General features: G+C 72.3%; 18 protein-coding genes. 10 read left to right on the forward strand and 8 right to left on the reverse strand.

Going from position 1 to position 26,848, the window contains the following annotated elements; genetic code table 11:
- Positions 1-203: 203 nt before the first annotated feature.
- Complete coding sequence (locus ACLWS4_RS26275; protein ID WP_416875349.1) at positions 204-2,378, reverse strand: NEW3 domain-containing protein; 2,175 nt, start codon at positions 2,376-2,378, stop codon at positions 204-206.
- A 402-nt stretch (positions 2,379-2,780) separates the two neighbouring features.
- Between ACLWS4_RS26275 and ACLWS4_RS26280 the strand changes: the two genes are divergently transcribed.
- The gene (locus ACLWS4_RS26280; RefSeq protein WP_416875350.1) at positions 2,781-3,587 is read left to right on the forward strand and encodes a DeoR/GlpR family DNA-binding transcription regulator; all 807 of its coding nucleotides are present in this window, start codon (positions 2,781-2,783) and stop codon (positions 3,585-3,587) included.
- A gap of 24 nt (positions 3,588-3,611) precedes the next feature.
- Here ACLWS4_RS26280 and galK read toward each other — a convergent pair whose 3' ends face one another.
- Positions 3,612-4,757: a galactokinase gene (gene galK, locus ACLWS4_RS26285; RefSeq protein ID WP_416875351.1), complete on the reverse strand. Its 1,146-nt coding sequence runs from the start codon at positions 4,755-4,757 to the stop codon at positions 3,612-3,614.
- A gap of 265 nt (positions 4,758-5,022) precedes the next feature.
- On the opposite strand from galK, the gene galT reads away from it, so the two are divergent.
- A complete protein-coding gene (gene galT / locus ACLWS4_RS26290; RefSeq protein WP_416875352.1) occupies positions 5,023-6,129 on the forward strand; it encodes a galactose-1-phosphate uridylyltransferase in 1,107 nt (368 codons plus the stop codon).
- 107 nt (positions 6,130-6,236) lie between these two features.
- Here galT and ACLWS4_RS26295 read toward each other — a convergent pair whose 3' ends face one another.
- From ACLWS4_RS26295 to ACLWS4_RS26315, 5 genes are all read right to left on the reverse strand, one after another.
- Positions 6,237-8,072: an RICIN domain-containing protein gene (locus ACLWS4_RS26295; protein ID WP_416875353.1), complete on the reverse strand. Its 1,836-nt coding sequence runs from the start codon at positions 8,070-8,072 to the stop codon at positions 6,237-6,239.
- 86 nt (positions 8,073-8,158) lie between these two features.
- Positions 8,159-10,045: a DUF5107 domain-containing protein gene (locus ACLWS4_RS26300; protein WP_416875354.1), complete on the reverse strand. Its 1,887-nt coding sequence runs from the start codon at positions 10,043-10,045 to the stop codon at positions 8,159-8,161.
- Positions 10,042-10,887, reverse strand: a complete 846-nt coding sequence (locus ACLWS4_RS26305) for a carbohydrate ABC transporter permease (protein ID WP_117486249.1) — start codon at positions 10,885-10,887, stop codon at positions 10,042-10,044. Before ACLWS4_RS26305 ends, ACLWS4_RS26300 begins: the two co-directional genes overlap by 4 nt.
- 46 nt (positions 10,888-10,933) lie before the next feature.
- Positions 10,934-11,899, reverse strand: a complete 966-nt coding sequence (locus tag ACLWS4_RS26310; protein ID WP_416875355.1) for a carbohydrate ABC transporter permease — start codon at positions 11,897-11,899, stop codon at positions 10,934-10,936.
- Between the two features lie 2 nt (positions 11,900-11,901).
- Positions 11,902-13,200, reverse strand: coding sequence for an ABC transporter substrate-binding protein (locus ACLWS4_RS26315; RefSeq protein ID WP_416875356.1), 1,299 nt, complete (start codon positions 13,198-13,200; stop codon positions 11,902-11,904).
- A 282-nt stretch (positions 13,201-13,482) separates the two neighbouring features.
- On the opposite strand from ACLWS4_RS26315, the gene ACLWS4_RS26320 reads away from it, so the two are divergent.
- From ACLWS4_RS26320 to ACLWS4_RS26355, 8 genes are all read left to right on the forward strand, one after another.
- Positions 13,483-14,487, forward strand: a complete 1,005-nt coding sequence (locus ACLWS4_RS26320; protein ID WP_117486251.1) for a LacI family DNA-binding transcriptional regulator — start codon at positions 13,483-13,485, stop codon at positions 14,485-14,487.
- Positions 14,488-14,663: 176 nt separating this feature from the next.
- Positions 14,664-15,422: a DeoR/GlpR family DNA-binding transcription regulator gene (locus ACLWS4_RS26325; RefSeq protein ID WP_387830121.1), complete on the forward strand. Its 759-nt coding sequence runs from the start codon at positions 14,664-14,666 to the stop codon at positions 15,420-15,422.
- A 348-nt stretch (positions 15,423-15,770) separates the two neighbouring features.
- Positions 15,771-18,437, forward strand: a complete 2,667-nt coding sequence (locus ACLWS4_RS26330) for a TIM-barrel domain-containing protein (RefSeq protein ID WP_416875357.1) — start codon at positions 15,771-15,773, stop codon at positions 18,435-18,437.
- Between the two features lie 434 nt (positions 18,438-18,871).
- Positions 18,872-20,785 carry an ABC transporter substrate-binding protein gene (locus tag ACLWS4_RS26335; RefSeq protein WP_416875358.1) on the forward strand — a complete coding sequence of 638 codons (1,914 nt, stop codon included), beginning with the start codon at positions 18,872-18,874 and terminating at the stop codon, positions 20,783-20,785.
- 43 nt (positions 20,786-20,828) lie between these two features.
- Positions 20,829-21,773, forward strand: coding sequence for an ABC transporter permease (locus tag ACLWS4_RS26340; RefSeq protein WP_387973106.1), 945 nt, complete (start codon positions 20,829-20,831; stop codon positions 21,771-21,773).
- The gene (locus tag ACLWS4_RS26345; RefSeq protein ID WP_416875359.1) at positions 21,773-22,723 is read left to right on the forward strand and encodes an ABC transporter permease; all 951 of its coding nucleotides are present in this window, start codon (positions 21,773-21,775) and stop codon (positions 22,721-22,723) included. Before ACLWS4_RS26340 ends, ACLWS4_RS26345 begins: the two co-directional genes overlap by 1 nt.
- Before the next feature lie 19 nt (positions 22,724-22,742).
- Entirely contained in the window at positions 22,743-24,797 is a 2,055-nt protein-coding gene (locus ACLWS4_RS26350) for a dipeptide ABC transporter ATP-binding protein (protein WP_416875360.1), read from the forward strand.
- Between the two features lie 82 nt (positions 24,798-24,879).
- Positions 24,880-25,995, forward strand: a complete 1,116-nt coding sequence (locus tag ACLWS4_RS26355; protein ID WP_416875361.1) for a hypothetical protein — start codon at positions 24,880-24,882, stop codon at positions 25,993-25,995.
- Between the two features lie 149 nt (positions 25,996-26,144).
- Here the strand turns inward: ACLWS4_RS26355 and ACLWS4_RS26360 are convergent, their stop codons facing one another.
- Positions 26,145-26,792, reverse strand: a complete 648-nt coding sequence (locus ACLWS4_RS26360; protein ID WP_416875362.1) for a hypothetical protein — start codon at positions 26,790-26,792, stop codon at positions 26,145-26,147.
- Positions 26,793-26,848: the final 56 nt, after the last annotated feature.

Genomic DNA, 26,848 nt, shown 5'->3' on the forward strand with positions numbered 1-26,848 from the left:
GATGCGCTCGCCCTCGACGGCGAGGCGGTCGCCCTCGACGACGCCGCCGGGCAGGACCAGCCGGGCACCGGCCAGGGTGGTGCGGTTCGTGACGGTCATGGAGGGGTCCTGGATGCCGTTCGCGTGGAGGGGCAATGTCTCGGGCGGGGGAACGCCGACCGCCCGGCCCACGGGAACCGGTCCGGTGGGCCGGGCGGCGCGGATCACGGCTGGACGGCCAGCGCGAACACGTGGATCGCCGCGGCGCGGGGCAGCGTGACGGAACGGATCGTCTTGCCGGGCGTCAGCGGGACGGTGTTGGTGAAGACGCCGTACCCGGTGCCGAAGTTGCCCGGCCCGGTGGGCGTGTTGCGGTGGTCCGTGGTGAACGCGGTCTTCGCGCCGTAGGCGTCGGTCGGGGTGCAGCACCAGTTGGGGAAGCCCAACTGGCCGCTGCTGGTGGTGCCGTCGGTGTAGGCGACGGTGACCGTGCCGGAGGCGAAGCCCGCTTCGGCGCCGAGGAAGCCCAGCGCGCTGCCCTGGCCGCTGAAGGTGATCTCCTGGCCCGCGGCCGACACGTTGTCGTTGGTGCCGGCGGCCGCGGACGGCCAGGTGAAGCTGAGGCCGTTGGCGCTGATCGTGGCGCCCGCGGTGGCGCCGGCCAGGGCCAGGGCCTGCGCCGAGTAGCTGTTCCCGGCGCCGTCGAAGTCGCCGGGAGCGGTGTCGCTCTCGGAGGTGGCGCCGACGTTGTCGAACGCCGCCTCCAGCGACGGGTAGGGCACGGTCCGCACGATCGTCTGCTCACCGCTGACGGTGTCGACCCCGGCCGGCCGGGCCCGGTAGCTCGCGGTGGCGGTGATCGCCGTGGCCGTGGTGCCGGGAGCGCCCTGGGGGCCGTGCACCGTCACCGTGGCCGACGCGGTCGTGCCCGGCGCGATGCGCGGGAGCGTGACGGTCGCCGGGGTGACGGTCCAGTCGGCGGGGGCGCTGATCCGCACGCTGGTGTCGTTCAGCGCGACGGCGCCGTTGTCGGCCAGGGTGATCCGGTACGTCCCGGGCTCCTGCGCCGTACTGACGTCCTGCCAGGTGACGGCGGTGGCGGGGGCCAGGCCGTGGGTCGCGCCGGGGTGGACCCGGTAGAGCACCGTGGCGTGCGGTGGCACGTTCGCGGAGATCACGCCGGCCGTCCCGACGGCCTTCTTGGTGACCAGGTCGTCGAGCCGGTAGCCGTCGGCGGCGGGCAGGCCGGCCCGGGCGGCGGTCGTGGTGATGGTCTGCGCGGTGTCGGAGGAGTTGAAGAGCGCGACCGCGCGGTCCCCGCCGGCCAGCGGCCGGCTCAGCACGTCGTAGCCGGTTCCGTGCTGGACGACCCGCCCCTGGACGCCCAGCCGGTCCTGGTCGACGGCGATGACGTCGCGATTGCCGAGCAGCTCCAGCGCGGCCGGGGAGAGGCGGGTGAGGTCGGTGCTGGAGATCAGCGGCGCGGCCATCACGGCCCACAGCGAGATCTGGCTCTGCATCTCGTCCTGGCTGAGCCCGGAGTCGCCGGTGAGCAGGAAGTCGGGGTCGTTCCACCGGCCGGGGCGCTGCAGGTCGGCCAGTCCGACGTTGTAGCCGTAGTTGTACATGATCGACGCCCACTTCTCGGCGCCACTGGCCTGGCCGAGTGCGATGTCCGCGCCCTCCCGCCACAGGTTGCCGAGCGGCGCGGACCAGCGGATCACCGACTCCCAGTTCGTCGCGCCCTGGAAGTAGGCGGGCGCGGAGACCGAGAAGACCATCCTGCGGTGGGTGTCGAGCAGCGCCCGGCTCATCGCGGTGTAGGTGTCGCGGTAGCTCTGCTCCTCGGTCTCGCCGGGCTTGACCGGGACATTGCAGCCGTCGAGCTTGACGTAGTCGACGGCCCAGGACGCGAACAGGTCCGCGTCCTGCTTCCAGTGGTCGAGGGAGCCCGGGTAGCCGCCGCAGGTGGCGGTCCCGGCGTCCTCGTAGATGCCGAACTTCAGGCCGAGGTCGTGGACTTGGCGTCCGATGTAGGCCATGCCGTGCGGGAACAGCCGCGGGTCGGCGACCAGGTTGCCCTGGGCGTCGCGCTGCTTGGACATCCAGCAGTCGTCGATGGTGACGGTGTCGTACCCCTTCTTCGCCAGCCCGGTGGAGACGAGGGCCCGGGCCTTGTCGAGGATGGTCTTCTCGTCGATCCCGCACTGGTAGTACGACCAGTCGTTCCAGCCCATGGGCGGTGTGGGGGCGTAGTTCGGGTACTCGGCGACGGTGCCGGGCGGGGAGGGCTCCGCGGCGACCGCGGGCTGAGCCAGGAGCGTAGCGGTGGACACGGCGGCGAGCGCCGTACAGCAGGCGACGGTGGTACGGAGCCACCGGCGGAGGGCAGTTGACACGCTTCGACCTCACGGGATCTCGGGGTCAGGGCATGGATGGCTGCTGTTGGTCCCAGCCGGACCATTTGTACGGGGCTCTGCTCACTCCTGACAAGATGACGGGCAGAATAAGCAACAACACGCACTCAATGGCAAAGTCCGAGCACGAGTGCACGTGGACCCGGCCCGGCCGAGCCGCCACCGGACGCAGGAGCGCGACCGGCCGACCGGTCGGGTCGGGGCCCGTTGGGGTCCTGGAATACTGGATCATGTCGCGGCCGACGGCTCCCCGGTCACCGACGCGAACGCCCCGGCGCCCCGCCCGGCCCTCGGCGGTGGCACCGGTACGTCCGGACCGCGGCAGGGTCGGCCTGCCGGAGGAAGCGGGAGCGGTCAGGCACCCGTTCGATCGAAAGGGCCTTCGTGGCTGATCAGAGTTTGCTCGCCCCGCAGCGCCAGGCGCTGATCCTGGAGGCCATTCGCAAGGCCGGCGCGGTGCGCGTCGCCGAGCTGGTCGAGCAGTTCGGCGTGTCGGACATGACGATCCGCCGCGACCTGGACGCACTGGTACGTCAGGGAGACGTGCGGAAGGTCCACGGCGGGGCCATCGCGGTGGGGACCGCCAGCACGGACGAACCCGGCTTCGACGTGAAGTCCGGGCTGGAGGAGAGCACCAAGGCCGCGCTGGCCGACGCCGCCGCGCAGCGGGTGGAACCGGGCAGCGTGGTGGCGCTGTCCGCCGGCACCACCACCTACGCGGTCGCCTCCCGGCTGCTGGAGGTGCCGGGGCTGACGCTCGTCACCAACTCCCTGCGGATCGCGGACCTGCTATGGGCGGCGGAGAGCGACGGAGCGGAGACCGTTCCGTCGCTGCTGCTGACCGGTGGGGCGCCGACACGCTCCGCGGCCCTGGTGGGGGCCCTCGCGGACCAGACGATCCGCACCCTCCACGTGGACCTGCTCATCCTCGGCGTGCACGGCGTCAGCGAGCAGGCCGGACTCACCACCCCCAACCTCGCCGAGGCGCAGACCAATCGGGCCCTGATCGCCTCGGCCCGCCGCACCGTCGTGGTCGCCGACCACACCAAGTGGGGCGTGGTCGGCCTGAGCAGCTTCGCGGCCCTGACGGAGGTCGACTGCTTCATCACCGACGACGCCCTCCCCGCGGCGGCCCGCAACGCGCTCGCCGAGGCGGTCGGCGAACTCGTCGTGGTACCGGCCGCCGGCTGACCGGGGGCTCCGGGCCCCGCCCGGTCAGGCCAGTCGACGCGCCCCCGCCGAGGGGACGGCGGTGAAGGCGACGGGTGCGGCGAAGCCCGCGGAGCCGAAGGCCGACCGCACCGCGTCCGCGACCGCTGCCACGTCCGCCGCGGCCACCAGCGCGATGACGGAGCCGCCGAAGCCGCCGCCGGTCATCCGGGCGCCCAGCGCCCCGGCGGCCACGGCGGCCTCGACCGCGAGGTCCGTCTCGGGGCAGGAGACCCGGAAGTCGTCGCGCAGCGAGGCGTGTCCGGCCGTCAGGACCGGCCCCAGCGCGGCGGTCCGCCCGCTGTCCAGGTGCTCGATCACCTCGGCCACCCGCCGGTTCTCGGTGACCACGTGCCGCACCAGCGGGGCGAGTTCCCCGGGGAGGCGCTCCAGGGCCGCGGTGAGGCCGGCGGCCGGCAGGTCGCGCAGCGCGGCCAGGCCGAGCAGGTCGGCGGCACGCTCGCAGCCGGCCCGCAGGGCGGCGTAGGCGCCGTCGCCGAGGTCGTGCTTGACCCGGGTGTCGATCACCAGCAGCCGGAAGCCGGCCGCCTCCAGGTCGAGCGGGACGTGGCGCCGCTCCAGCGTCCGGGTGTCGAGGAGCAGCGCGGCACCGTCCGTGCAGCAGGCGGAGGCCATCTGGTCCATCACCCCGCAGGGCACGCCGACGAAGGCGTTCTCGGCCCGCTGGGCGACCAGGGCGAGGTCCGGCGCGGACAGGCCGAGCCCGTACAGGTCGTTCAGGGCGGCGGCCGTGGCGCACTCCAGGGCGGCGGAGGAGGAGAGCCCGGCACCGGCCGGCACGTCGCTGTCGACGGAGAGGTCGGCGCCGCCGATCGCGTGTCCGGCCTCGGCGAGGGCCCAGAACACGCCGGCCGGGTAGGCGGCCCAGCTGGTGACGACCCCGGGGGCCAGGCCGTCGAGCGCGAGGTCGGTGACGGTGCCGTCGCCCCGGGTGCTGTGGAACCGCACCCGGCCGTCCGTGCGGCGGCGGGCGGTGACCCTGGTGGTGTGCGGGAGGGCGACGGGCAGGACGAAGCCGTCGTTGTAGTCGGTGTGCTCACCGATCAGGTTCACCCGGCCGGGCGCGGCCCACACGCCGCTCGGCCGGGCGCCGTGGACGGCCTCGAAGTCGGTGGCGGCCCGGTCGATCATCTGCTCGGCTCCCGTACGTCGTGCGCGTGCGTCGTGGCGGCTCCCGTCGGTGCCTCCTTCGGCGAACGGGAGCCGATTTCGACATAATCAAACATCATCGGCCGCCGCAGTCAACACCTGCGGGTTTCGCATCGCGGCGCGGACCGGAATCGGTGCCCGATGCCCTGTCGGCAGGTCTACACCTGTTGACAAGCGATCGAATATGTTTGATTCTGTTGGAGATCGGCGCAGACTGGCCGAACTCCCCCGCAGAAGGAGCACGGCGGTGCACAAGACCGCGACCAAGTTGGCCGACGGCCGCGAACTCGTCTACTACGACCAGGAGTTCGGCGCGGCCCGGAACGCCGTGGACGAACGCCCGCTGGAACCCTCCGCGAGCCTCTCCGAGACCCGGCTGGACCCGGTGCTCGGCGAGTGGGTGACTGTCGCCGCCCACCGCCAGCAGCGGACCTACCACCCCCCGGCCGGCGAGTGCCCGCTCTGCCCCTCCCGGAACGGACGGCTGAGCGAGGTCCCGGCGGCCGACTACCAGGTCGTGGTCTTCGAGAACCGCTTCCCCTCGCTCGCCCCGGACTCCGCCGCCCACGTCACCGCCCACGAGGGCGACCCCCTGCGCACCCTCCGGCCGGGCACCGGCCGCTGCGAGGTGGTCTGTTTCTCCCCCGACCACGACGCCTCCTTCGCCGACCTGGACGAGGCCGGGGCCCGCCTGGTGCTGGACGCCTGGACCGACCGCACGGCCGAACTCTCCGCCCGGCCCGAGGTCCGGCAGGTGTACTGCTTCGAGAACCCCGGCGAGGAGATCGGCGTCACCCTGGCCCACCCGCACGGGCAGATCTACGCCTTCCCCTTCGTCCCCTCCCGCACCGCCCGGATGATCGGCCGCGCCGAGGCGTACCGGGCGAGCACCGGGCGGAACCTCTTCGAGGACCTCGTCGCCGCCGAACGGGCCGCCCCCGAGCGGCTGGTGCTCCGGGGCGGGCACTGGACGGCCTTCGTGCCCTTCGCCGCCCGCTGGCCGTACGAGGTCCACCTCTACCCCAACCGCCGGGTGCGCGACCTCACCGCGCTGAACGAGGCCGAGCGCGCCGAGTTCCCCGGCCTCTACCTCGACCTGCTGCGCCGCTTCGACCGGCTGTTCCCCGCTCCCGCCGGCTCCGCGCCGAACCGGACCCCGTACATCTCCGCCTGGCACCAGGCGCCGAAGGACGGCGGCGACGAACTCGCCCTGCACCTGGAGCTGTTCACCGTCCGGCGCGCTCCCGGCAGGCTCAAGTACCTGGCGGGCGTGGAATCCGGACTCGACGCCTTCGTCACCGATGTGAGTCCGGAGGCCGCCGCCGAGCGGCTGCGCGAGGCCGCGGCCGACTGACCCGGCCCACAGGAGGGCCCCGGCACGGCCGTCGATCGAGCCGTGCCGGGGTCGGGGTCAGGAGGTCGACCACCGCCGCGGCGGCGATCCGGTGTCCGGCTCCCGCGTCACCGCGGCGTCTGCGGAACGAGGGCGAGGGTCTGCTCGGCCGCCGTGCGGCCGCCGCCGACCGTGGAGCCGGTGGTGTCGTTCCAGGAGCGGGCGGGCACGGTCTCGGCGAGTCGGCCCGAGGTGCCGGACATGCCGATCACCAGGCCGCTGTAACGGTTCACCAGCTGGAACCGGCCCTTCCCGGCCTTGCTGGGGAGCACGAACCACTGCTGACCGACGGTGGCGTTCCCGTCGACGGCGCCGGTGGCGGTCAGCGCCGCGCCCCAGGCCCGGCCCGCCGTCGAGGTGGCGTCGACGCCCAGCAGCCGACCGGTGGCGGCGTTGACGATCCGGTAGGAGCCGTCGCCCTCGGCCAGGAACCGCCAGGACTCGCGGGCGGAGCCGGCCGCCCTGGCCGTGGAGGTGACGGCGGAGCCGCCGGCGCTCTGGGCGAGGACCCTGCCGTTGCCGCTCTGGATCCGGTAGGTCCTGGCCAGGTCGACCGGCGGGGCGGCCGGCGCGGACGAGCCGACGGTGAGCTCGACGTACTGGCCGTCCGAGCCGGCGCAGGCGAAGGAGCAGTACGACCGGAAGGTCCTGCCGACGATCGTGGTACCGGTCAGGCTGGCGCTGTCCAGGAACCAGCGGTACCAGGAGGCGGTGTGGTAACCGCCGGTGTCGCCGAGCAGGGTCCACTTCTGGGTGGCCAGGTCCTTGGTGGCGTAGATCTGCTGCGGGGCGTTGCCGCTCTGGTCGACGGCCTGCGGAGTGCCGATGTAGAGGCCCAGGTAGGCGTCGTAGGCGATGTTCATGACGAACAGCGGCGTGCTCGGGGCGAGCGTGCCGGCCGCGATCTGCTGGCTCACGGTGCCGGGGTTGGCCGGGTCGTACTCCTTGGCCGGCGGGAGGTACCCGGTGGGGTTGGCGCCGTCGGCGGGCACCATGTCGCTCTCCAGGCCGCCGGCCCCGGGCTGCGACCACGCGCCGTCGTACCACTTCTGCCAGCTGCCCGGCGTCATCTTGGCGGACATCGGGGCCCGCGCGACGTGCTGCTGGAACGCGCCCCAGCTGCCGCCCTTGTCGACGATCCGGGAGCCGTAGAAGACGTAGAAGTATCCGGAGGCGGTGTCCACGAACAGTCGCTGGTCGCCGTCGCCGTAGGAGAAGGTCTGCTGCGGGAAGGCCGCGGTGTCACCTCGCGTGGTGCTGCGGGGCGAGGTGATCACGTGGTCCCTGATCGTCCAGGTCCGGCCCTGGTCGGTGGAGACGGCGTAGTCGATCGCGTCGTAGTGCAGGCCGTCGCCGAAGGGCTGGGGGGTGAACTCGTTGTGCACCAGCCCGTACCAGTCCCCGCTGTCCGGGTCGACCCAGACCCCGGCCAGGTCGCAGTAGTTCCGCTGGGCGTAGTGCGAACCCTGCGGCGCGTAGCTGGACTGCCGTCCGGTGGGGCTGTTGTTGCAGCGTGCCGTGGTGTCGTCGTTGCGGTCCGACGGGTCGGCGGGGTTGACGGCGTCGCTGATCGCGGCGGACCTGGTGGCGCTGTCGAAGTCCCGGCCGGTGAAGAAGTCCCACTGCCGGGAGTCGTTCGCGCCGTACAGCGAGTGCGACTGCTGGAAGTAGAACGTGCCGTCCTTGTCGGTGTAGGGACTGGCCTGGGTGTCGTCGGGGTAGGCGTACGAGCCGGTCCTGCCGACCGAGACCGTGTACGTCGCGGGGGCCGGTCTGCCGGCGGCGGGTGAGTCGGCGGACGGCCTGTCGGCGGACGCCGGTCCGGCGGCCAGGGTTCCGGCGCCGAGCGCCGCCAGGACGGTGGCCGCGAGAGTGCGGGCCCATCGGGTGCGTAGGGATGACACTGGTACTCCTCTTCCGTGGCGGGGCGCACGGTTGCGCCCCTGCTGTGGGGGTGCGGAACGGGAGAGTGGTCCGGGGAGGCGGGCGGTCAGCCGTCCGCCATGCGGAAGTCGTACCGCGGGGGCACCGGCGTGCCGGGGTGGACGGCGAGCCAGAGGGTGTCCAGGGAGAGCTCGCCCTCGCGCATGGTGTCGACCTGGATGCCCTCGGCCAGCAGTCGCCGGACCCGGTCGTCGTTGCCGAGGGCGTGCGCCGCCTCCGCCTCGGCCAGCCTGATCCGCCCGTGCGCCCGGTCGGCCGGGGAGAGCGCCTCGATCAGCGCGAGTGCCTCGGCGGGGCGCTCGGCGCGCCGCAGCGACTCCAGCGTCTCGATCGTCAACTCCCGTAGTTCCGTGCGGAGTCGGTGGGAGGAGAGCATGAGGTCGGCGGCCTCCCGCGGTTGCGGGGCGAGGAGGGCGAGCGCGCGCAGCGCCCAGGGCGAGGCCTGGACGGCGACGGAGCGTTCGAACGCCTCGTGGGCGGACTCCCGTTCCCCGTCGGCCAGGCGCAGCAGCCCGAGCTGGTACAGCGCGTGCCAGTCCGTGGCGTTCGCCTCCAGCAGCCGCCGCCAGTGCGCCCCGGTGACCGGCTCGGCCGGCGGGTCGCAGACCGGGAGCGTGCCGGTCCTCAGGAGCCGCCGCCAGGGCTCCTGGGCGGCCGCCGGCTCGCCGAAGGGCAGGGCGGGCGAGGCGGGCAGGGCACCGGCCTCGATCTCCAGCGCGGCCCAGCCGTCGCCCTCGGACAGCACCTCCTCGGGCGCGCCGAACTCCCCGGCCCGGGCGTCGGCCCGCTCCAGCTCCAGCGGCGGGAGCAGCCGGTCCAGCGCCTGGCCGGCGGCCTTCCGGGCGGCGCCCCAACTCCCGTGCACCGCCGTGGGATCGGCCTGCAGCAGCCCGTACGCCTCGGTCCACGACCAGGTGGCGCCGGCGGGCATCGCCAGGTGCTCCAGCTGGGTGCGGGCCAGGCCCGCCTGGATCTCCAGGTAGGCGGAGTCCGGGCCGGAGAGCCACTCCTGCCAGTGCCTGCCGCCGGTGCCGGTGCCCCAGCAGAACAGCTTGCGTCCGCGCAGCCGGGCGGTGGAGGTCTGGACGAGCCCGGCGCCGGTGCCGTCCAGCGCGGCGATCCAGGGGCGTTCGCCGCCGGGGAGGTCGAGGAAGTAGTCCGCGGCGCGCGCCGCCCGGCCGGGGTAGCTGCGGTCGGCGCCGTCGGCCTCCGGGAAGGCCACCCGGCGCAGATCGCTGACGTAGTCGCAGTGGAAGGCGTGGTCGGCCGGGCCGAGGACGCGCACGTCCCGGTCCTGGGGCACCGCGATGTTGGACCACCAGTAGACCGGCGTCTCGCTCGGTGCGGGGTTGTGCACGGCGACATGGACGTAGAGCACCGGGGAGCCGGCGGGCAGCCAGCTGTCCATCCGCAGCACCAGGCGCCGCAGCCGCTCGAAGGCGTACATCCGCAGGACCGGGGTGCCGTCGGGCGCGCGCACCCGGACGGCGTGCAGCGGCTCGCAGGTCAGCGGCCAGTGCCCGGTGGCACCGAGGTTCCACTCCACCCCGCCGGCCAGCCAGGCGTCGCGCAGGGCGAGGTTGGCGGGCTGCAGGATCCGGTTGCGGTGCAGCAGCTCCCGCCCGGTGGGGCGGTGGACCAGGGACCACAGCCGCCCGCCGAGGGAGGGCAGGAAGGTCGCGGTGAGGGTCTCGTTCTCCAGTACCACGCACGGGAGTTCGCGCTCGGTACGGACGCGGTCGTACCCGCCCTGCCGGGTGTACGGCAGCAGCGTGTCGGGCACCCCGTAGGCCAGGTTGCGGCGCATCTCGTCGTCGACCCCGGCGCCGGCGCCGGTCTGCCGGGGCAGGCCGTGCAGGATCGGCAGGGTGCCGCCGACCGGATCGGGGGTCCCGTCGATGCGGAGCGGGTCGGTGCGCAGGGTCGAGGTCACTTGCCGATCCCAACTGTCATGCCCTGGATGATCCGCGAGCCCATCCAGGAGAAGAGCGCGATCATCGGGGCGAGGATGATGCAGACCCCGGCGAACATCGTGCCGAAGTCCAGGCCGTTGAACTGCTGTGCCGCGACGAACGAGGAGAGCGCCACCGGGAGGGTGGTCGTTCCCTGGCTGTTCGTCAGGACGAGGGCGAACAGGGTCTCGTTCCAGGCGGTGATGAACTGCAGGAGGAACGCGGTGACCAGCCCGCCCCGGGCGACCGGGAGCACCACCTGGACGAAGGTGCGCAGCGGGCCGGCGCCGTCCAGGACGGCGGCCTCCTCCAGCACGCCGGGGACGCCGCGGAAGAAGCCGGTCAGCAGGAAGACGGTGAACGGCATCGCCAGGCCGACGTAGACCAGCCCGAGGCCGAGGTCGCTGTCGGTCAGGTCCACCCGGGACAGGCCGATGAACAGCGGCACCACCAGGACCTGGCCGGGCACGCCGAGACCCATGGCGAAGCTCATCGTCAGTGCCGAGGAGGTCCGCGAGCGGCGCCGGGCGAGGGCGTAGGCGCAGGGGGCCGCGAGGGCGACGGCGACCACGGAGGAGAGGCCGGCGGTGAGCACGCTGTTGAGGGCCGCCCGCGCGAAGCCGCCCTCGTCGAGCGCGGTGGTGTAGTTGCCGGTGTCCGGGCTGGTCGGCAGGCCGAAGCCGTGCCGCAGGATGTCGGGGCCGCTGCGCAGCGAGGTCAGCAGGATCCACAGGAGCAGCAGCAGGTCGGCGGCGACGACGATCCAGACGGCGGCCGTGCCGATCCTGCTCGCGGGTCCGGTGGGTCGGTTACTGCGTCGCACGGGAGGGACCTTTCCGGTTGGGTGCGGGGGGCCGGGACGCGACGGGTCAGTACTCGACCGGTTCGCGGCGCAGCAGGCGGCGCAGCACGGCGGTGATCAGGGTGACCATGGCCAGGCTGACGATCGCGGCGGCGGTGGCCGTGCCCAGCCGGGGGACGGTGCCCTGCGGGAAGGCCTCGGCGTACACGTACACGGCGGTGTTCCAACTGCTCACCGGCGGATAGGCGTTGGTGCTGCCGCCGTAGAGCAGGATCAGCTCGAAGATCTTCACCGAGCTGACGGTCCACAGCACCGCGCAGACCGCGATGACGTCCCAGGCGCACGGCAGGGTGATGTGCCGGAAGCGCTGGAAGGGGCCGGCACCGTCGAGTTCGGCCGCCTCGTAGAGGTAGTCGGGGATCTGGTCGACCGCCGCCATGATGATGGAGGTGTAGTAGCCGGTCGCCGTCCAGACCAGGGTGCCCAGGACCATCGGGAGCAGGTTGTCCGTCGACAGCCACTTGGGCGGTGTGGTCACCCCGAAGACCTTCAGCGCCTGGTTGACCGGGCCGGTGGGCGAGAACAGGAACCCGGCGGCGATGCCGAAGACCATACCGTTGACCAGCGAGGGGAAGAACAGCACCGACCGGGCGAAGAGCCTGGCCCGCATCTCGCGCAGCACCAGGGTCAGCGCGAAGCTGAGCACGAAGGTGATCGTGCCTCCGACGACCATCAGTTCGAGCGTGTTGAACAGCGAGGTGCGGAACCTCGGGTCCTGGAACAGCAGGAGGTAGTTCCGCGGGCCGCGCCACTCCATCTCGCCCATGCCGTCCCACGCGTACAGGCTGGTCCACAGGGCGTAGCCGACCGGGGCGACGAACAGCACCGCGTACACGATCAGCGCGGGGGCGGTGAAGGGCCAGAACACCCGGCGGCGCTGGCGCTCCAGCGGGCCGACGCCGGAGCGGACGGCGCGCTCGGACCGGCCCGGGGCGGCGTCCGTCCGGGGCGGCTCCTCGATCGTCGTCGCCACCGTCAGCCCTGGGTCTGCCAGTAGGTGACCTGGTCGGCCTTGCACTTGGCGACGAACCGGTCGGCCGTGGTCCTGCCGTGCCAGAAGTCCAGGTAGTTCTCGTTCAGGACCTTGGGCAGCCAGCTGCCGGCCACCCCGTCGAAGGCGAGGCGCACGGTCGGGGCCTCCAGGGACTTCTGGACGTCGGCCAGCTCGGCGGGGGCCGGGATGTCGCCGCGCGGGGTGAGGTTGCCCGCGGTGGTGGAGATCCCGGACAGGTGCTTCTTCTGCAGGAAGAAGGCGATGAACTTCTGTGCGGCGGCGGCGTTCCTGGCCCGCTTGGGGATGGCGAAGCCGAACAGGGCGGCGTCCGGGGTCTTCGCGCCGGGCGGCAGCATCGACGCCGTCCTCCAGCCGGCCGGGACCTGCTTGGCCACCTCGGCGGTGACGTAGTTGCCGTCCATGTAGAAGGCGGCCTTGCCGCCCGCCCAGTTGGTCTCCTGCGCGGGGTACTTGGTGGCGTCGTAGCCCTCGATCAGGTGGCCGCCCCTCACCAGCTGCTCCACCTGCCGCGCCGCGCCGAGGACCGCCGGGTCGTCCCAGGTCGCGCCGGTCCGGTCGGCGGCGAGCCGGGCGACGTTCACCCCCGCTCCGTCGAGCAGGTAGTCGAAGTACAGCGCGTTGCTCCAGGGATCCTCCCCCTCGGAGGCGACGCACGCCTTCCCGGCCGCCTTCAGCGCGTCGCAGGCCTTGAGCAGTCCGGCCCAGTCGGTGGGCGGACTCGGCATGGCGGCGGTGATCGCCGGGTCGGCCGCGTTGTAGAACATGGCGTTGGTGACGACCTCGTACGGGATCACGTAGTGGTTGGAGCCGGACGGGTCCTTCGGCAGCATGTCGAAGTACTTGGCCGGGAGGACCTGGGAGACCGGGACGTCCTCCTCGGGCACCCGCAGCTGCAGCACCGGCGAGAGGTCCAGTGCCTGGCCGGCCGCGGCGGTGGTGCCGTAGACCTTGTCGTCGGACTCGTCCCACAGGTCCGGGGCCCGGTTGGCGGCGATCGCCGGGCCGATCTTCTTGGCGATGTCCCGGCCCGCCCAGGTGACGTCCACCTTGGCGCCGGTGGTGGCGGTGAAGTCGTCGATCGCGGCCTTCAGCACCTTGGCCTGCGGCTCGTCGGCGCGCCACATCGACCAGTAGGTGAAGCCGCCGGCGGCCTTCGCGCCGCCCTCCGAGCCGCTGCCGCAGGCGCCCGCTCCGAGCGCGAGGGCGACGGCGGTGGCCGCCCCGACGACGCGGGCGGCGGGCATGGTCGTTCTCCCCATGGGTGGTTCCTCTCGGAGGCGCGAGATGCCGCGCGGACGTGTCGTCAGCCGGGGCCCGAGGACGGGGAGCGGCTGGATGGCTGGGACGATACGGTCGGGTTGACCGGTAAATCAAGAGTCCTTGCAAAAACCTGCTCAGGACTACGGGACCTCGACACCGTTCACGCAAGGAACTCTCAAGTGACGAGCCAGGGCGGTGGTTTGATCAATCTTGACGCCCCCTCACCGGTGCCCTACCTTTCACCGAAGGCAAGTTGACCGGTAAAGTCGAAGGATCCAGTCATGGTGACGATGCAGGACGTGGCCGAGCGCGCCGGGGTCACGAAGCAGACCGTCTCCAACGTCATCCGGGGGCGGGGGGCCGTGAGCCCGGCGACCGCGGCCCGGGTGCGCGCCGCGATCGGGGAACTGGGGTACACCCCCAACCTGGTCGCACGCTCCCTGGCCACCGGCGCCACCAGGACGGTGGGACTGTTCGTCCCCACCGTGACGGGCTCCTTCTACCCCGACATCGTCGAGGAGGTCGAGGACGTCCTCGACGCGAACGGCTACCACCTGCTGCTCTGCACCACCCGGCTCGACGGCGAGCGCGCCAAACGGCACCTGGCGGGCCTGACCAGCCGCTCGGTGGACGCCCTGCTGATCGCCGGCGACCGGGACCTGATCGACCACCTGCCGCTGCTGGCCGAGGCCTCCTTCCCGGTCGCGCTGTGCGCCTGGGAGACCGACGCCCCCGACCGCTTCCCGGTGGTCACCATCGACTACGAGCGGGCCGGCTACCTGGCCGGGCGCCACCTGCGCGAACTCGGGCACGAACGCGTCGCGGTGCTCGCCAGCCCCGACCACGGCCCTCGGGTCGCGGGCTTCCGGCGCGCCTTCGCCGCCGACGGACTGACCGTCCCCGACGCCGCCGTCCACACGGCCTCCGAACCAACCCCCGCGGGCGGCTTCGCCGCGGCGACGGCGGCACTCACCGCCGACCCGACGATCACCGCGCTCTTCGCCACCCACGACGTCCTCGCCCTGGGGGCACTGGAGGCCGCCCGGGCCGAGGGCCGCTCCGTGCCCCGCGACCTGTCGATCGTCGGGCACGACGACAACCCGGAGGTCGGCGTGGCCCGACCGGCGCTCACCAGCGTGGCCATCCCCAAACGGGAGATGGCCCGGGAGGCGGTCGAGCTGCTGCTGCGCGCCCTCACCCGGTCCGGCAGCCCGGCCAACTCGATCCAGCTGCTGCGGCCCGAACTCGTCGTCCGGGACAGCACCGGCCCGGCCGACGGCCGCTGAACGGACCCGGCCCGGCTCCTCGGCGCCGCGCGGGGCTGCGCGGGCTCCCCGTGCCCCGGCAACGCCCCGGCTACCGCATCGCGCCCGCGCCCGCGCCCGCGCCCGACGGTGCCACGCGGTTCCGCGCAGTTCCACGCAAAGATCGTCCCTCGCGCGCGCGGCACTAGACTTCCGCCATGCTCAAAGCCGACCGCACCTCCCGGATCCTCACGCACCTCACCGAGACGGGCAGCGCCGATGTGCACGAGCTGGCCGGGCTCCTGCGGGTGTCGGCGGCCACCGTCCGACGGGACCTCCAGGAGCTCCACGACCAGGGCCTGCTGCACCGCACCCGCGGCGGGGCGGTCACCGGCGCCGTCAACCTCGAACTGCCGCTGCGCCACAAGCACGGCACCCGGCAGGCGGAGAAGCGCCGCATCGCCCTGGCCGCCGAGCAGCTGGTGCCCGACGGCGCGGTGGTCGGCCTGACCGGCGGCACGACGACCAGCGAGCTGGCCCGCGTCCTGGCCGAACGCGGCGGGATCACCATCGTGACCAACGCCGTCAACATCGCGGCCGACCTGATCGTCCGGCCGGACATCCGCCTGGTGGTGGTCGGCGGCATCGCCCGGACCACCAGCTACGAACTGGTGGGGCCGGCCGCCGACCGGATGCTCGCCCAGTACCACCTCGACATCGCGTTCATCGGCGTGGACGGCCTGACTCCCCAGGAGGGCTGCACCACGCACGACGAGATGGAGGCCCAGACCGACCGGGCGTTCCTGCGCAGCAGCGCGCGGTCGGTCGTCCTGGCCGACAGCAGCAAGATCGGCCGGGTCACCTTCGCCCGGATCTGCCCGCTCTCCGACGTCCACGACCTGGTCACCGACGGCGAGGTCACGTCGGCACAGGAGGAGGCGATCGCCGCCGACGGCGTACGGATCCTGCGCGCCTGACGCCGAGGCGCCGTCCTCACGGGCCCGGGTCCCGAAGACCCGGCTCCCACCCGCACGCTGACGCCCGGCCGGGCCCACCGGCCGGGCGTTTCTGTCACCGCAACGGTTGACATGAACTCACTAAACCAGGAAGCTCTTTCGCATCTGCGCGGAATCACCTCCAATCAAGCATTTCCAATCAGTCGATCAAGCGCATACGAAGGCGGCAACCGCGGTGGACGACCGTGTGCCGGCGCTCGCCGCGGTGTGCGCCGTCGGCGCCTCCCCGCTCGCCCGGGCACGTCCGGCACGCCCTGACCACCGGCCCCCCGACCACCCGCCCCTCGAACGCCGAACGGAGACACCACCGTGCGTCCACTCCGGCCCCACCTCCGCAGGGCCGCCCTCCTGGCGGCCCTGGCCGTCCTCCCCGCCCTCGCCGGGCCCGCCCTCCCCGCCCGCGCCGCGGCCCCCGCCTCCGCCGTCCTCGACCAGGGCCACCGGAGCGTCACCTGGCAGAGCCCGCAGTACGCCAAGGGCACCCTCGGCAACCCCGCCAGCTGCCCTCCGGCCACGCAGGACCCGGGCGGCACGGTCTGCGACCACTTCGACCTGACCGTGAACGTGCCGGCCGGGTACTGGGACGACAACCCGGAGGGCGGCGTCCCGGTGTCCGTCCGCTGGCAGAACCCCACCGACGACTTCGACCTCTACGTCTACGACGCCGGCGGCAAGCAGGTGGCCACCAGCGCCGGCACCGCCGACCCGGAGGCCACGGTGATCCCCAAGGCCTCGGGCACCTACCACGTCCTGGTGGTCCCCTACGACGTCCACGGCGGCTCCTACACCGGTACGGCCTACCTGCCACAGACCGCCGACGCCGGCGACCTGACCGGCTTCGGCGGCTCCCAGGGCAGCTACGACATCGCCGCGGGCACCCTGAAGGCCCGGGTCGACTTCCTCGCCGACGACCAGCTGCGCCTGCGCGCCGCCCCGGACGGCGTCCTCACCGATCCGGCGGGCAGCACGATCGTCCGCGAGCAGCCCGAGCCGCAGCGCGACACCAGCACCTTCGACGCCGGCGCGTACTACGGCATCCGCTCCAAGGGCCTGGTCCTGCGGATCTACAAGCACCCGCTGCGGTTCGGCCTGTACAAGGCCGACGACCGCACCGCCCTCTGGCAGGAGAGCGCCCCGCTGCGCTGGAGCACCGGCGGACTGCGGCAGAGCCTGGAGCGCGGCGCGGACGAGCAGTTCTTCGGCGGCGGCGAGCAGAACGGCTCCTTCTCCCACCGCGACCGGACCGTCCACGTCGCCAACGGCACCGACTGGAACGAGGGCGGCTGGAACAACTCCCAGCCGTTCTACGTCTCCACCGCCGGCTACGGCGTCTTCCGCAACACCTTCACGCCCGGGATCTACGACTTCGGCTCGCCCGTCCGCACCGGGCAGCAGGAACGCCGCCTGGACGCCTACTACTTCACCGGCGACGTCAAGGCGGTGATCGGCCGGTACACCGACCTGGTCGGCAAGCCCTTCATGCCGCCGGTCTACGGGCTGGAGCCCGGCGACGCCGACTGCTACCTCCACAACGCCAACCGCGGCGAGCGCCACACCCCGGACGCGCTGAAGGTCGCCGACGGCTACGTGGACCACCAGATGCCGCTGGGCTGGATGCTGGTCAACGACGGCTACGGCTGCGGCTACGAGAACCTCGCGCAGACCGGCACGGGCCTGCGCAGGGACCACGCCCAACTCGGTCTGTGGACCCAGAACGGCCTGCCCGACCAGGCCGAGGAGGTCAAGGCCGGCGTACGGGTGCGCAAGCTCGACGTGGCCTGGGTCGGCAACGGCTACGACTTCGCGCTGAACGCCTGCGACCAGGCCAAGGCCGGCATCGAGGACGGCAGCGACGCCCGCGGCTTCGTCTGGCTGCCGGTCTCCTGGGCCGGCGCGCAGCGCTGCGGCGTGCTGTGGAGCGGTGACCAGAGCCTGTCCTGGGACTACATCCGCTGGCAGATCCCGACCTACGCCGGCGCCACCATGTCCGGCATCGCCTACAACACCGGCGACGTCGGCTCGATCTACCGCCGGGACCCCGCGATGTACACCCGCGACCTGCAGTGGAAGGCCTTCCTCCCGGCGATCATGACCATGGACGGCTGGGCCCGGGACATGACGGGCACGCAGCAGCGGGACCAGCAGCCCTGGCTGGACGGCGAGCCGTACACCTCGATCAACCGCAAGTACCTGCAACTCAAGGAACGGCTGCTGCCGTACATGTACACCCTCTCCGCGGAGGCCGCCCGCACCGGCGTCGGCGCGGTCCGCCCGCTCGCCCTGGAGTACCCGCACGACCCGAACGCCCTCGGCCCGAACGCCACGTACGAGTTCCTGGCCGGGCCCGACTTCCTGGTCGCGCCGGTCTACTCGGACACCGCCGTGCGCGACGGCATCTACCTGCCCGAGGGCACCTGGACCGACTACTGGACCGGCCGCACCTACCAGGGCCCGACCACGGTCAACGGCTACTCCGCCCCGCTCGACACCCTGCCGCTGTTCGTCCGCGGCGGCGCGATCGTCCCGATGTGGCCCAAGGGCACGCTGTCCTGGGAGAACCGCGACCGCTCCGAACTCGACTACGACCTCTACCCGAAGGCCTCGGGCGACTCCTCCTACACCCTGTACGAGGACGACGGCGTCACCCGGCAGTACACCGCCGGCTCCTCGGCCACCCAGCAGGTCGACGTGCACACCGGCCGCGCCGTCACCAACATCCGCATCGGCGCCAGCGACGGCGACTACGCCGGCAAGCCGGCCGAGCGCTCGTACCGCCTCACCGTGCACGGCCGCCCCGCACCGCGCCTGGTGGCCACCGACGCGGGCCCGCTGCCCCGGCGGGACTCGGCCGCCGCGCTCGACGCGGCCGGCTCGGGCTGGTACCACGACGCCGCCACCGGGGTGACGACGGTCCGGACGCCGTCCGTCCCCACTGGCGACGGCTTCTCCCTCAACCTGGTCCACGGCGGCAACTGACCGCACCACCGTGAGAGGGCTTCCGCCCCGGTACGGCGAGGGCCCCGCCTGCTCGGCGGGGCCCTCGCCGGGTTCTCCCGCCGCCGCAGGGCCGAGGGGCAGGGAGCTCCGGGCCGGCCTCCGCGCACACCGGGCCCGCAAGGGGGCAGCAGCCCGTACGGTCCCAAGATCCGCTCCTTGATGGAAACTTGACGAACCGCAGCCCTTCCCGGGTCTTCTCAGTCTCCGCGAAATCCGTCTAACTGTTAGCACCCGGCGGGGCAGGGCCAGCAGCACGCGGCCGAAGCCCACGGACGCCGGTGCCTTCCCGGCGTCGGGAAAGCCGCTCACGCTTGCCCGGTCCCGGCACCGCCATGCCCGCGTCGGCGAACCGTCGGATCGCGCAAGGAAAGCACTCGCTGGTGTTCACGTGGGGTGAGAGGGGCATGCCCAGGATGACGAAGTCCACAGGAGCGCGCAGACTCGCACAAGTGGTGGCGCTGGTCACGGTCGTGGCGACCGCCGCGGCCTGCACCAGCGGCAGCGGCGGCGGGGGCGGCGGCGGCGGCAGCAGCCCGGGGCCGGTCGGGGCCCCGGTCCAGGGCGGCGTGGTGCGGGTCGCCGAGGCGCCCTCCACCTTCCCGGACGCCATCTGGCCGTTCGACTCCGCGGCCCAGGTCAGCACGGTGAACACCAGCCAGTTCCAGGAGCTGTTCTACCGCCCCCTGTACTACTGGGGGCTGAACGACAAGGTCGCCCTGGACCCGGAGGTGTCCCTCGGCGAGGCGCCCGCCTGGAGCCCGGACGGGAAGACCGTCACCATCCAGGTCAAACCGTGGAAGTGGTCGAACGGCGAGGACGTCACCGCCCAGGACGTGCTGTTCTGGATCAACATGGCCAAGGCCGAGACGTCCAACAGCGGCTACTACACCCCGCCGAACCCGGCGATCGGCGCCAAGTACTTCCCGGACAACGTGGCCTCGGCGACCGCCTCCGGCCAGACGCTGACGCTGACCCTCGACACCCCGGTCAGCCAGACCTGGTTCACCGACGACGAGCTCAGCCAGATCACCCCGATGCCGCTCGCCTGGGACCTCACCGGCCCCGGCCAGAAGGGCGGTTGCGCGAACGACGCGTTCGGCTCGGACGCCGCCATGACCGACTGCGCCGCCGACTACGCCTACCTCAGCGCGCAGTCGACCAAGGGCGGCGACTTCGCGGGCAGCCCACTGTGGTCGGTGGTCGACGGCCCGTGGAAGCTCAAGACCTACAACGGCACCTCCGGCGCGTACGCGATCGTGCCGAACACCGCCTACTCGGGACCGCAGAAGCCCTACCTCGACGAGGTGGACTTCGTCCCCTACACCTCGGACACCACCGAGTACGCGGACCTGAAGGCCGGCAGCGGCGGCGCCAACGCCATCGACGTCGGCTACCTGCCGGCCGAGGACTCCCCGACCTTCAACGCCAAGAACCCGGACGCCGGCAACCCGCTGAGCGGCGCGGGCTACTACATCCCGGCCCCGACCTACCTGGACGAGATCTCGTACTACCAGATCAACTTCGCCAACCCGGACGTGGGGCCGCTGTTCAAGCAGCCCTACTTCACCAAGGCCGTCCAGGACACCGTCGACCAGCAGGGCATCATCAACGGCATCTGGAAGGGCTGGGGCTACCCGAGCACCGGCGCCGTGCCCAGCCTCCCGGCCGGCAACCCGCTCTCCCCCAAGAGCCAGTCCGAGAAGGCCACCTACGACCCGGCGGCCGCCAAGCAGCTGCTGCGCGGCCACGGCTGGAACACCGACAGCACCCCGGCCACCTGCACGAACCCGGGCACCGGCCCCGACCAGTGCGGGGCCGGCATCGCGGCGGGCACCAAGGCCGCGTTCACCATGAACTACCCCTCCGGCCAGGCCGCCCTGGACACCATGGCGGCGGACATGCGCTCGGACGCGGCCAAGGCGGGCATCGGCATCACCGTCGTCAGCCAGACCCAGAACACCATCGGCAACGAGGGCGTGGCCTGCACCGCCGCCCAGCCGGCCGGATGCCAGTGGCAGGCCCTGCTCTACGGCGGCTGGGTCTTCGCCCCCGACTACTACCCGACCGGCGACGCGCTGTTCGCCACCGGCGCCGGGCCGAACGTCTGGAGCTTCTCCGACCCGAAGCTGGACCAGCTGATCGTCAAGACCACCACCGGCAGCGACGTCAACGACCTGTACGCCTACGAGGACTACATCGCGGGCGACCAGCCGGTGATCTACACCCCCAACACGCTCACGGTCAGCGAGGTCACCAGGAAGCTGCACGTCGACGCCGGCGACCCCTTCCAGGGCTACGAGCCGGAGTACTGGTACTACACGAAATGACGGCCACCCGTGAGCGCGCCGCGGCCCCCCTCGGGGGGCGGCGGTGACGGCCTACCTGATCCGTCGGCTGTTCCAGGCCCTCGTGACGGTGCTGATGGTCACGGTCATCTCCTTCGGCCTGATGCAGCTCATGCCGGGCGGCCCGGTCCGGGCGATCCTCGGCTCCCACGCCACCCCGGCCACCATCGCCCACCTGACCCACCAGATGGGCCTGGACCGCCCGGTCTACGTGCAGTACTGGACCTGGCTGGACGGCCTGCTCCACGGCGACCTCGGCTTCGACTACATCCAGCAGCGCCCCATCTCCGACCTGCTGTTCAACGCCCTCGGCGCCTCCGCCTACATCGTCGGCGCCTCGCTGCTGATCGCCCTGCTGATCGCGGTACCGGCGGGCCTGCTCCAGGCCACCCGCCGCAACAGCGCGCTGGACCACGCCTTCACGGTGTTCTCCTTCATCGCCTACGGAGTGCCGACCTTCTTCATCGGCTTCCTGATCCAGCAGTGGTTCGAGGACGACCTGAAGTGGGTCTCGGTGCACGACCAGGTGGCCACCTTCGGCGAGGCGCTGACCCACCCCGGGGCCGTCTGCCTGCCCGTCCTGACCCTGACCCTCACCACCGTGGCCGGCTACAGCCGCTACATGCGCTCCGGGGTGCTGGACCAGATCACCCAGGACTACGTCCGGTCCGCCCAGGCCAAGGGCGCCTCCCGGCGCCGCACCCTGTACGGCCACGTCCTGCGCAACGCCCTGATCCCGATGGTCACCCTGGTCGGCCTCTCGATGCCCGCGCTGGTCGGCGGCGCGCTGATCGTCGAGTACGTCTTCAACATCCAGGGCATCGGCCTGCTGACCACCCGCGCCGCGCTGCAGAGCGACTACGGCATCACCCTGGCCGCCACCCTGCTCACCGCGGTGGCCACCGTGGTCGGTTCGCTGCTGGCCGACCTCGGCTACGCCGTGCTGGACCCCCGAGTGAGGCTCACCTGATGGCCCCGACACCCGGCACGACGCCCAACCCCCGGCCCGGGCCCCGACCCGGTACGACGCCCGGCCGGCTCGACGCCCCCGGTGGGGAGCCGGCCGGTCGGGCCCGCTCGATGCTCCGGCGCGGCGCGGAGGTCTTCGCCGAGAACCGGCTCGCCCTGGTCGCCGTCGCCGCCCTGGTCGCGATCACCGCGTTCTGCTTCCTCGGCCCGCTGTTCTACCACGCCGACACCTCCGTGGTGAACCTCTCCGCCGTCACCCTGCCGCCGGGCGCCGGGCACCCGCTCGGCACCGACAACGACGGCATCGACGAGCTCGGCAAGGTGATGGCCGGCGGGCAGACCAGCCTGGAGATCGGCCTCGCCGCCGGCCTGATCGCCGCCGTCATCGGCGCGCTGTACGGCGCCGTCGCGGGCTACCTGGGCGGCTGGGTCGACGCGCTGATGATGCGGGTGATCGACTCCTTCATGTCCTTCCCGCTGATCTTCCTGCTGATCTACCTCAGCAGCGTCTACGGGAAGAGCAAGACCATGCTGATCCTGGAGGTCGGCCTGACCTCCTGGTTCGGCATCACCCGCCTGGTCCGCGGCGAGGCCCTGGCGATCAAGGTCCGGGACTACGTCTCCGCGTCCCGGATGATGGGCGCGGGCGGCGGGCGGATCGTGCTGAAGCACATCCTGCCCAACACCATCGGGACCACGATCGTCAACACCACGTTCTCGATCGCCGACGCGGTCTTCGCCCTCTCCACCCTCAGCTACATCGGCCTGGGCCTCCAGGCCCCCGACAACGACCTGGGCGGCATGCTCGACGTCGGCACCAACTACGCCGGCCAGGGCTACTGGTGGATGATCTACCCGCCCGCCGCCGTGATCATCCTGCTCATCCTCTGCTTCAACGTGATCGGCGACGCCCTGCGCGACGCCTTCGAAACCCGCCTGCGGAAACGGTGAACCGACGGAGGTTCCGGCAGTGGCGCTCCTCGAAGTGACCGGCCTGCGCACCGAGATCCGACTGAAGCACTCGGTGGTGCGGGCCCTGGACGGCGTCGACCTCGCGGTGGACGCGGGCGAGACCCTCGGCATCGTCGGCGAGTCGGGCTGCGGCAAGACCATGACCGCCATGTCGATCATGCAGCTGCTGCCGAACGGCGGCAGCGTCGTCGGCGGCAGCGTCCTGCTCGACGGCCGCGACCTGCTCGCGCTCGAACCCGGGACGATGGACCGGGTGCGCGGCAACGACATCGGGATGATCTTCCAGGACCCGACCACCTCGCTCAACCCGACCATGACCATCGGCCGGCAGATCTCCGAGTCCGTCCGCATCCACCGCCGGGCCTCCCGCCGGGAGGCGCACGAACGCGCCGTCGAGGTGCTGAACCTGGTCGGCATGCCCAGCCCCGCCCGGCGGGCCCTGGTCTACCCGCACGAACTGTCCGGCGGCATGCGCCAACGGGCCATGATCGCCATGGCCCTGGCCAACGAACCCAAACTGCTCATCGCCGACGAGCCGACCACCGCCCTCGACGTCACCGTCCAGAAGCAGATCCTCGAACTCATCGACCACCTCAAGCAGCAGCTCGGCATGGCCGTCATCCTGGTCACCCACGACCTCGGCGTCATCGCCGGACGGGCCGACCGGATCGCCGTCATGTACGCCGGGAAGGTCGTCGAGACCACCGGCACCGAGGCGCTCTACGGCAACCCCCGCCACCCGTACACCGAGGCGCTGTTCGCCTCGCTGCCGGAACGCTCCGCCCGCTCCGGCGGCCGGCTCTACTCGATCCCCGGCCTGCCACCGGACCTGACCACTCCCCCGCCCGGCTGCCGCTTCGCCGCGCGCTGCCGCTACGCCACCGAGCAGTGCCACACGCAGGAGCCGCCGCTGTCCGGGGAGGTCCCGGAGCACCGCTACGCGTGCTACTTCCCGGTCGGCGAGGCCGGATCGGGCGTCCGGTCCACAGCACGGACGACGGCTGTACAGACTCCGGCGGTGACCGACGAGGTGACGGCAGCGGCCGACGGCCCGGCGGCCGAACCGCTGCTGCGCGTCGAGCACCTGGTCAAGCAGTACCCGGTCACCAACGGCCTCGTCCTGCGCCGGACCGTCGGCGCCGTCAGCGCCGTCGCCGACCTCTCCCTGACCGTCCGCCGGGGAGAGACGCTCGGCCTGGTCGGCGAGTCCGGCTGCGGCAAGACCACCGTCGGCAAACTCGTCGTCGGCCTGGAACGGCCCACCAGCGGCAGCCTGGTGTTCCAGGGCCGCGACCTCGCCCAGGCGCCACGGGCCGAACGGCGCCGGCTGCGCCGCGACGTCCAGCTGATGTTCCAGGACTCCTACGCGGCCATGAACCCGCGGATGCCGGTCCACTCGATCATGCGCGAACCGCTCGACATCCACCGGGTCGACGGCCCGACCGAGCGCGACCGGCGGATCCGGCAGATCTTCGACCTGGTCGGCCTGCCGCTCACCGCCCTCGAACGCTACCCGCACGAGTTCTCCGGCGGCCAGCGCCAACGCATCGGACTGGCCCGCGCCTTGGCCCTCAGCCCCCGGCTCATCGTCGCCGACGAGCCCGTCTCGGCCCTCGACGTGTCGATCCAGTCCCAGGTGCTCAACCTGATGCGCGACCTCCAGGGCGAACTCGGCCTGTCGTACCTGTTCATCTCGCACGACCTGTCCGTGGTCCGCTACCTGTCCGACCGGATCGGCGTGATGTACCTCGGCAAGCTGGTGGAGATCGGCCCCGCGCCGTCGGTGTACGCCCGGCCGGTGCACCACTACACCCGCGGCCTGCTCGACACCGTCCCCGTCGCCGACCCCGCGGTGGAACGGGCCAGGAGCAACCGGGGCGTCGCCGGGGAACTCCCCTCCGCGATCGACCCGCCGTCCGGCTGCCGCTTCCGCACCCGCTGCGCGGCGGCGCAGCAGATCTGCGCCGAGGTCGAGCCACCGCTGACCGCCTACGGCCCCGACGACCACCTGGCCGCCTGCCACTTCCCCCTGCGGCCCTCACCTCCCGGGTGAAGCCGCACCCCGGACCGGCTTCGTCCCGTAGCGTTTTCCTTCCACCGCGGGGACCCGCGGTGTACGAAGGGGAGGGTTACCCATGAACTCGCTTGTCTCGACGGCCCGCTGGTTAGGGTCCCTGGCGGTGGCGGGGGCACTGCTGCTCACCGGGTCCGGCTCCGCCGGCGCCGCCACCCACACCTCCGGCGGGCCGGTCCCGGGCGTCCCGCAGACCGTCGAACTGGACTCGTCCCCCGCCTCGGTGGCCGTCAGCCCGGACGGGCACAAGGCCTACGTCGCGGTGAAGGACACCACCAAGGGCGCCAAGGTGAAGGTGGTCGACACCCAGAGCGGCGCGATCACCGCGGTGGTGACACTGTCCACCGGTCTCGGCGCCGGCCCGGGCCCGCTGGCCGTCAGCCCCGACGGCTCGCGCGTCTACGTGCTCTTCTCCACCGCCCGCAAGGCACCGCTGTCCAGCCTGGGCGCCATCGACACGGCCACCGACACCGTCGTCTCCAGCACCGAGGCACCCGACCAGCCGCGGCCCGACGGCACCTTCCCCGGCGCCCTCACCTCCCTGGCCGTCAGCCCCGACGGCGCCACCGTCTACGTCGGCCAGGACGGACCGGCCCGCTACCACCGCCCGGCCGAGCCGGGCGCCCGGGTCCTGTCCTTCTCCCCGCAGCAGCAGGCCTACACCACCGCCGTCCCGGTCCCCGGCCACTACCTCGGCTCGATCGTCACGCCCCCGGACGGCGACACCGCGTACACCGCCACCGACGAGAACCTGGTCCGCCTGGACACCAGCACCACGACCCCGACCATCACCGGAACCACCGCCGCCACCATCGGCTCCCGCCCGATCCTGGCCCTCTCCCCGGACGCCACCCGCCTCTACGGCGTGGGCAACACCGGCACCGGCTACGCCGTAGACCTCGCCACCGACACCCTCACCACCCTCGACCTCGCCCCGGGCCAGTGGCTGCAGAACCCCTCGGTGTCCGCCGACGGCACCCGGCTCTACCTGGTCCTGCAGGACCTCACCAGCGGCGACAGCAAGGCCTCGGTCCTCGCCCTGGACACCGCGACCAACACCCTCGTCCCCACCGAGGAGATCACCGGCCTCAACTGGGTCACCGCCCTGGCCCTCGGCCCCGACGCCCACACCTTCTACCTCACCGTCAACTCCACCCTGCGCATCCTCGCCCACTGACCGCACCCACCCCGCACCCCGCCCCGCCCTCGGGGCGGGGTGCCCCCGCCGAGGGCTCCCTCCAGCGTTTCCGTCGCCCGCACCGCCGTCGTCCTTGTCCTCGTCCTCGTCCTCAACGGAATCCGGAAATGACCACTGCCGGGGATGAGTCAGTGGAACACGATGGCGTGGCCGCCCTCGATGCTTGCCAGGCATGCCCGATAGAGCTGGTACCAGGTGAAGCGCTCCGTCGCGAACGGTCCGTCCACCGCGAGATCCCGAGCCTCCCAGGCCTCCCCCGAACCGGAGGGAACGCGCTCGTCGTCGAGGTTGATGCCGATCGACGGCGCCAGGTCCGACAGTTCAGCCAGCAGGCGCTGACTGGAGCCGACGATTCCGGCGCCCTCGACTGCCGCCTCGTCAGGGAGGAAGAGCGGATCCTCGAACTCGACCGGCACGTAGTAGCCGGAGCTGTCGGAGTGACAGAGCAGATGGGAGGCCAGCCTCGACGTCTCATCCTGGATCTTCTCGCAATCGCGGTCGAACTGGCGCCCGCTGACCTCCAGAGCCGACGTGACAGGTTCGCCGAGGTTCACGAGCACCAGGATGCGGCGCAGCTGGGTCAGGTACCCGTAGGGAAAGCCACCGGAGAAGGTACGGGCACGAGGCGGATCGGTGATCTCCGGCTCGTGCCAGCTGATCCCCTCCTCCACGAGCGCCCGGCCGAGGCGGGCGAAGGCCGCCCGGTGATGGTCGAGACCTTCCGCATCGTTGCGAGCCTGGTCGTAGAGGAGTCCCACTGATATCGAAAGTCCCATGGGCCAGAGTCTAGGAACACCCCCTGACGGCGACGGGTCCGCCGCCGCGCCGACAG

The organism is Kitasatospora sp. SC0581, assembly GCF_048159585.1.
Lineage (GTDB): Bacteria > Actinomycetota > Actinomycetes > Streptomycetales > Streptomycetaceae > Kitasatospora.

What these genes read in the sequence shown, in the direction of transcription:
- galK (WP_416875351.1), bottom strand. Translation starts at nt 4,757, where the DNA reads ATGATCGACCGGGCCGCCACCGACTTCGAGGCCGTCCACGGCGCCCGG.
- ACLWS4_RS26315 (WP_416875356.1), bottom strand. Translation starts at nt 13,200, where the DNA reads ATGGGGAGAACGACCATGCCCGCCGCCCGCGTCGTCGGGGCGGCCACC.
- ACLWS4_RS26320 (WP_117486251.1), top strand. Translation starts at nt 13,483, where the DNA reads ATGGTGACGATGCAGGACGTGGCCGAGCGCGCCGGGGTCACGAAGCAG.
- ACLWS4_RS26325 (WP_387830121.1), top strand. Translation starts at nt 14,664, where the DNA reads ATGCTCAAAGCCGACCGCACCTCCCGGATCCTCACGCACCTCACCGAG.
- ACLWS4_RS26335 (WP_416875358.1), top strand. Translation starts at nt 18,872, where the DNA reads ATGACGAAGTCCACAGGAGCGCGCAGACTCGCACAAGTGGTGGCGCTG.
- ACLWS4_RS26345 (WP_416875359.1), top strand. Translation starts at nt 21,773, where the DNA reads ATGGCCCCGACACCCGGCACGACGCCCAACCCCCGGCCCGGGCCCCGA.
- ACLWS4_RS26355 (WP_416875361.1), top strand. Translation starts at nt 24,880, where the DNA reads ATGAACTCGCTTGTCTCGACGGCCCGCTGGTTAGGGTCCCTGGCGGTG.
- ACLWS4_RS26360 (WP_416875362.1), bottom strand. Translation starts at nt 26,792, where the DNA reads ATGGGACTTTCGATATCAGTGGGACTCCTCTACGACCAGGCTCGCAAC.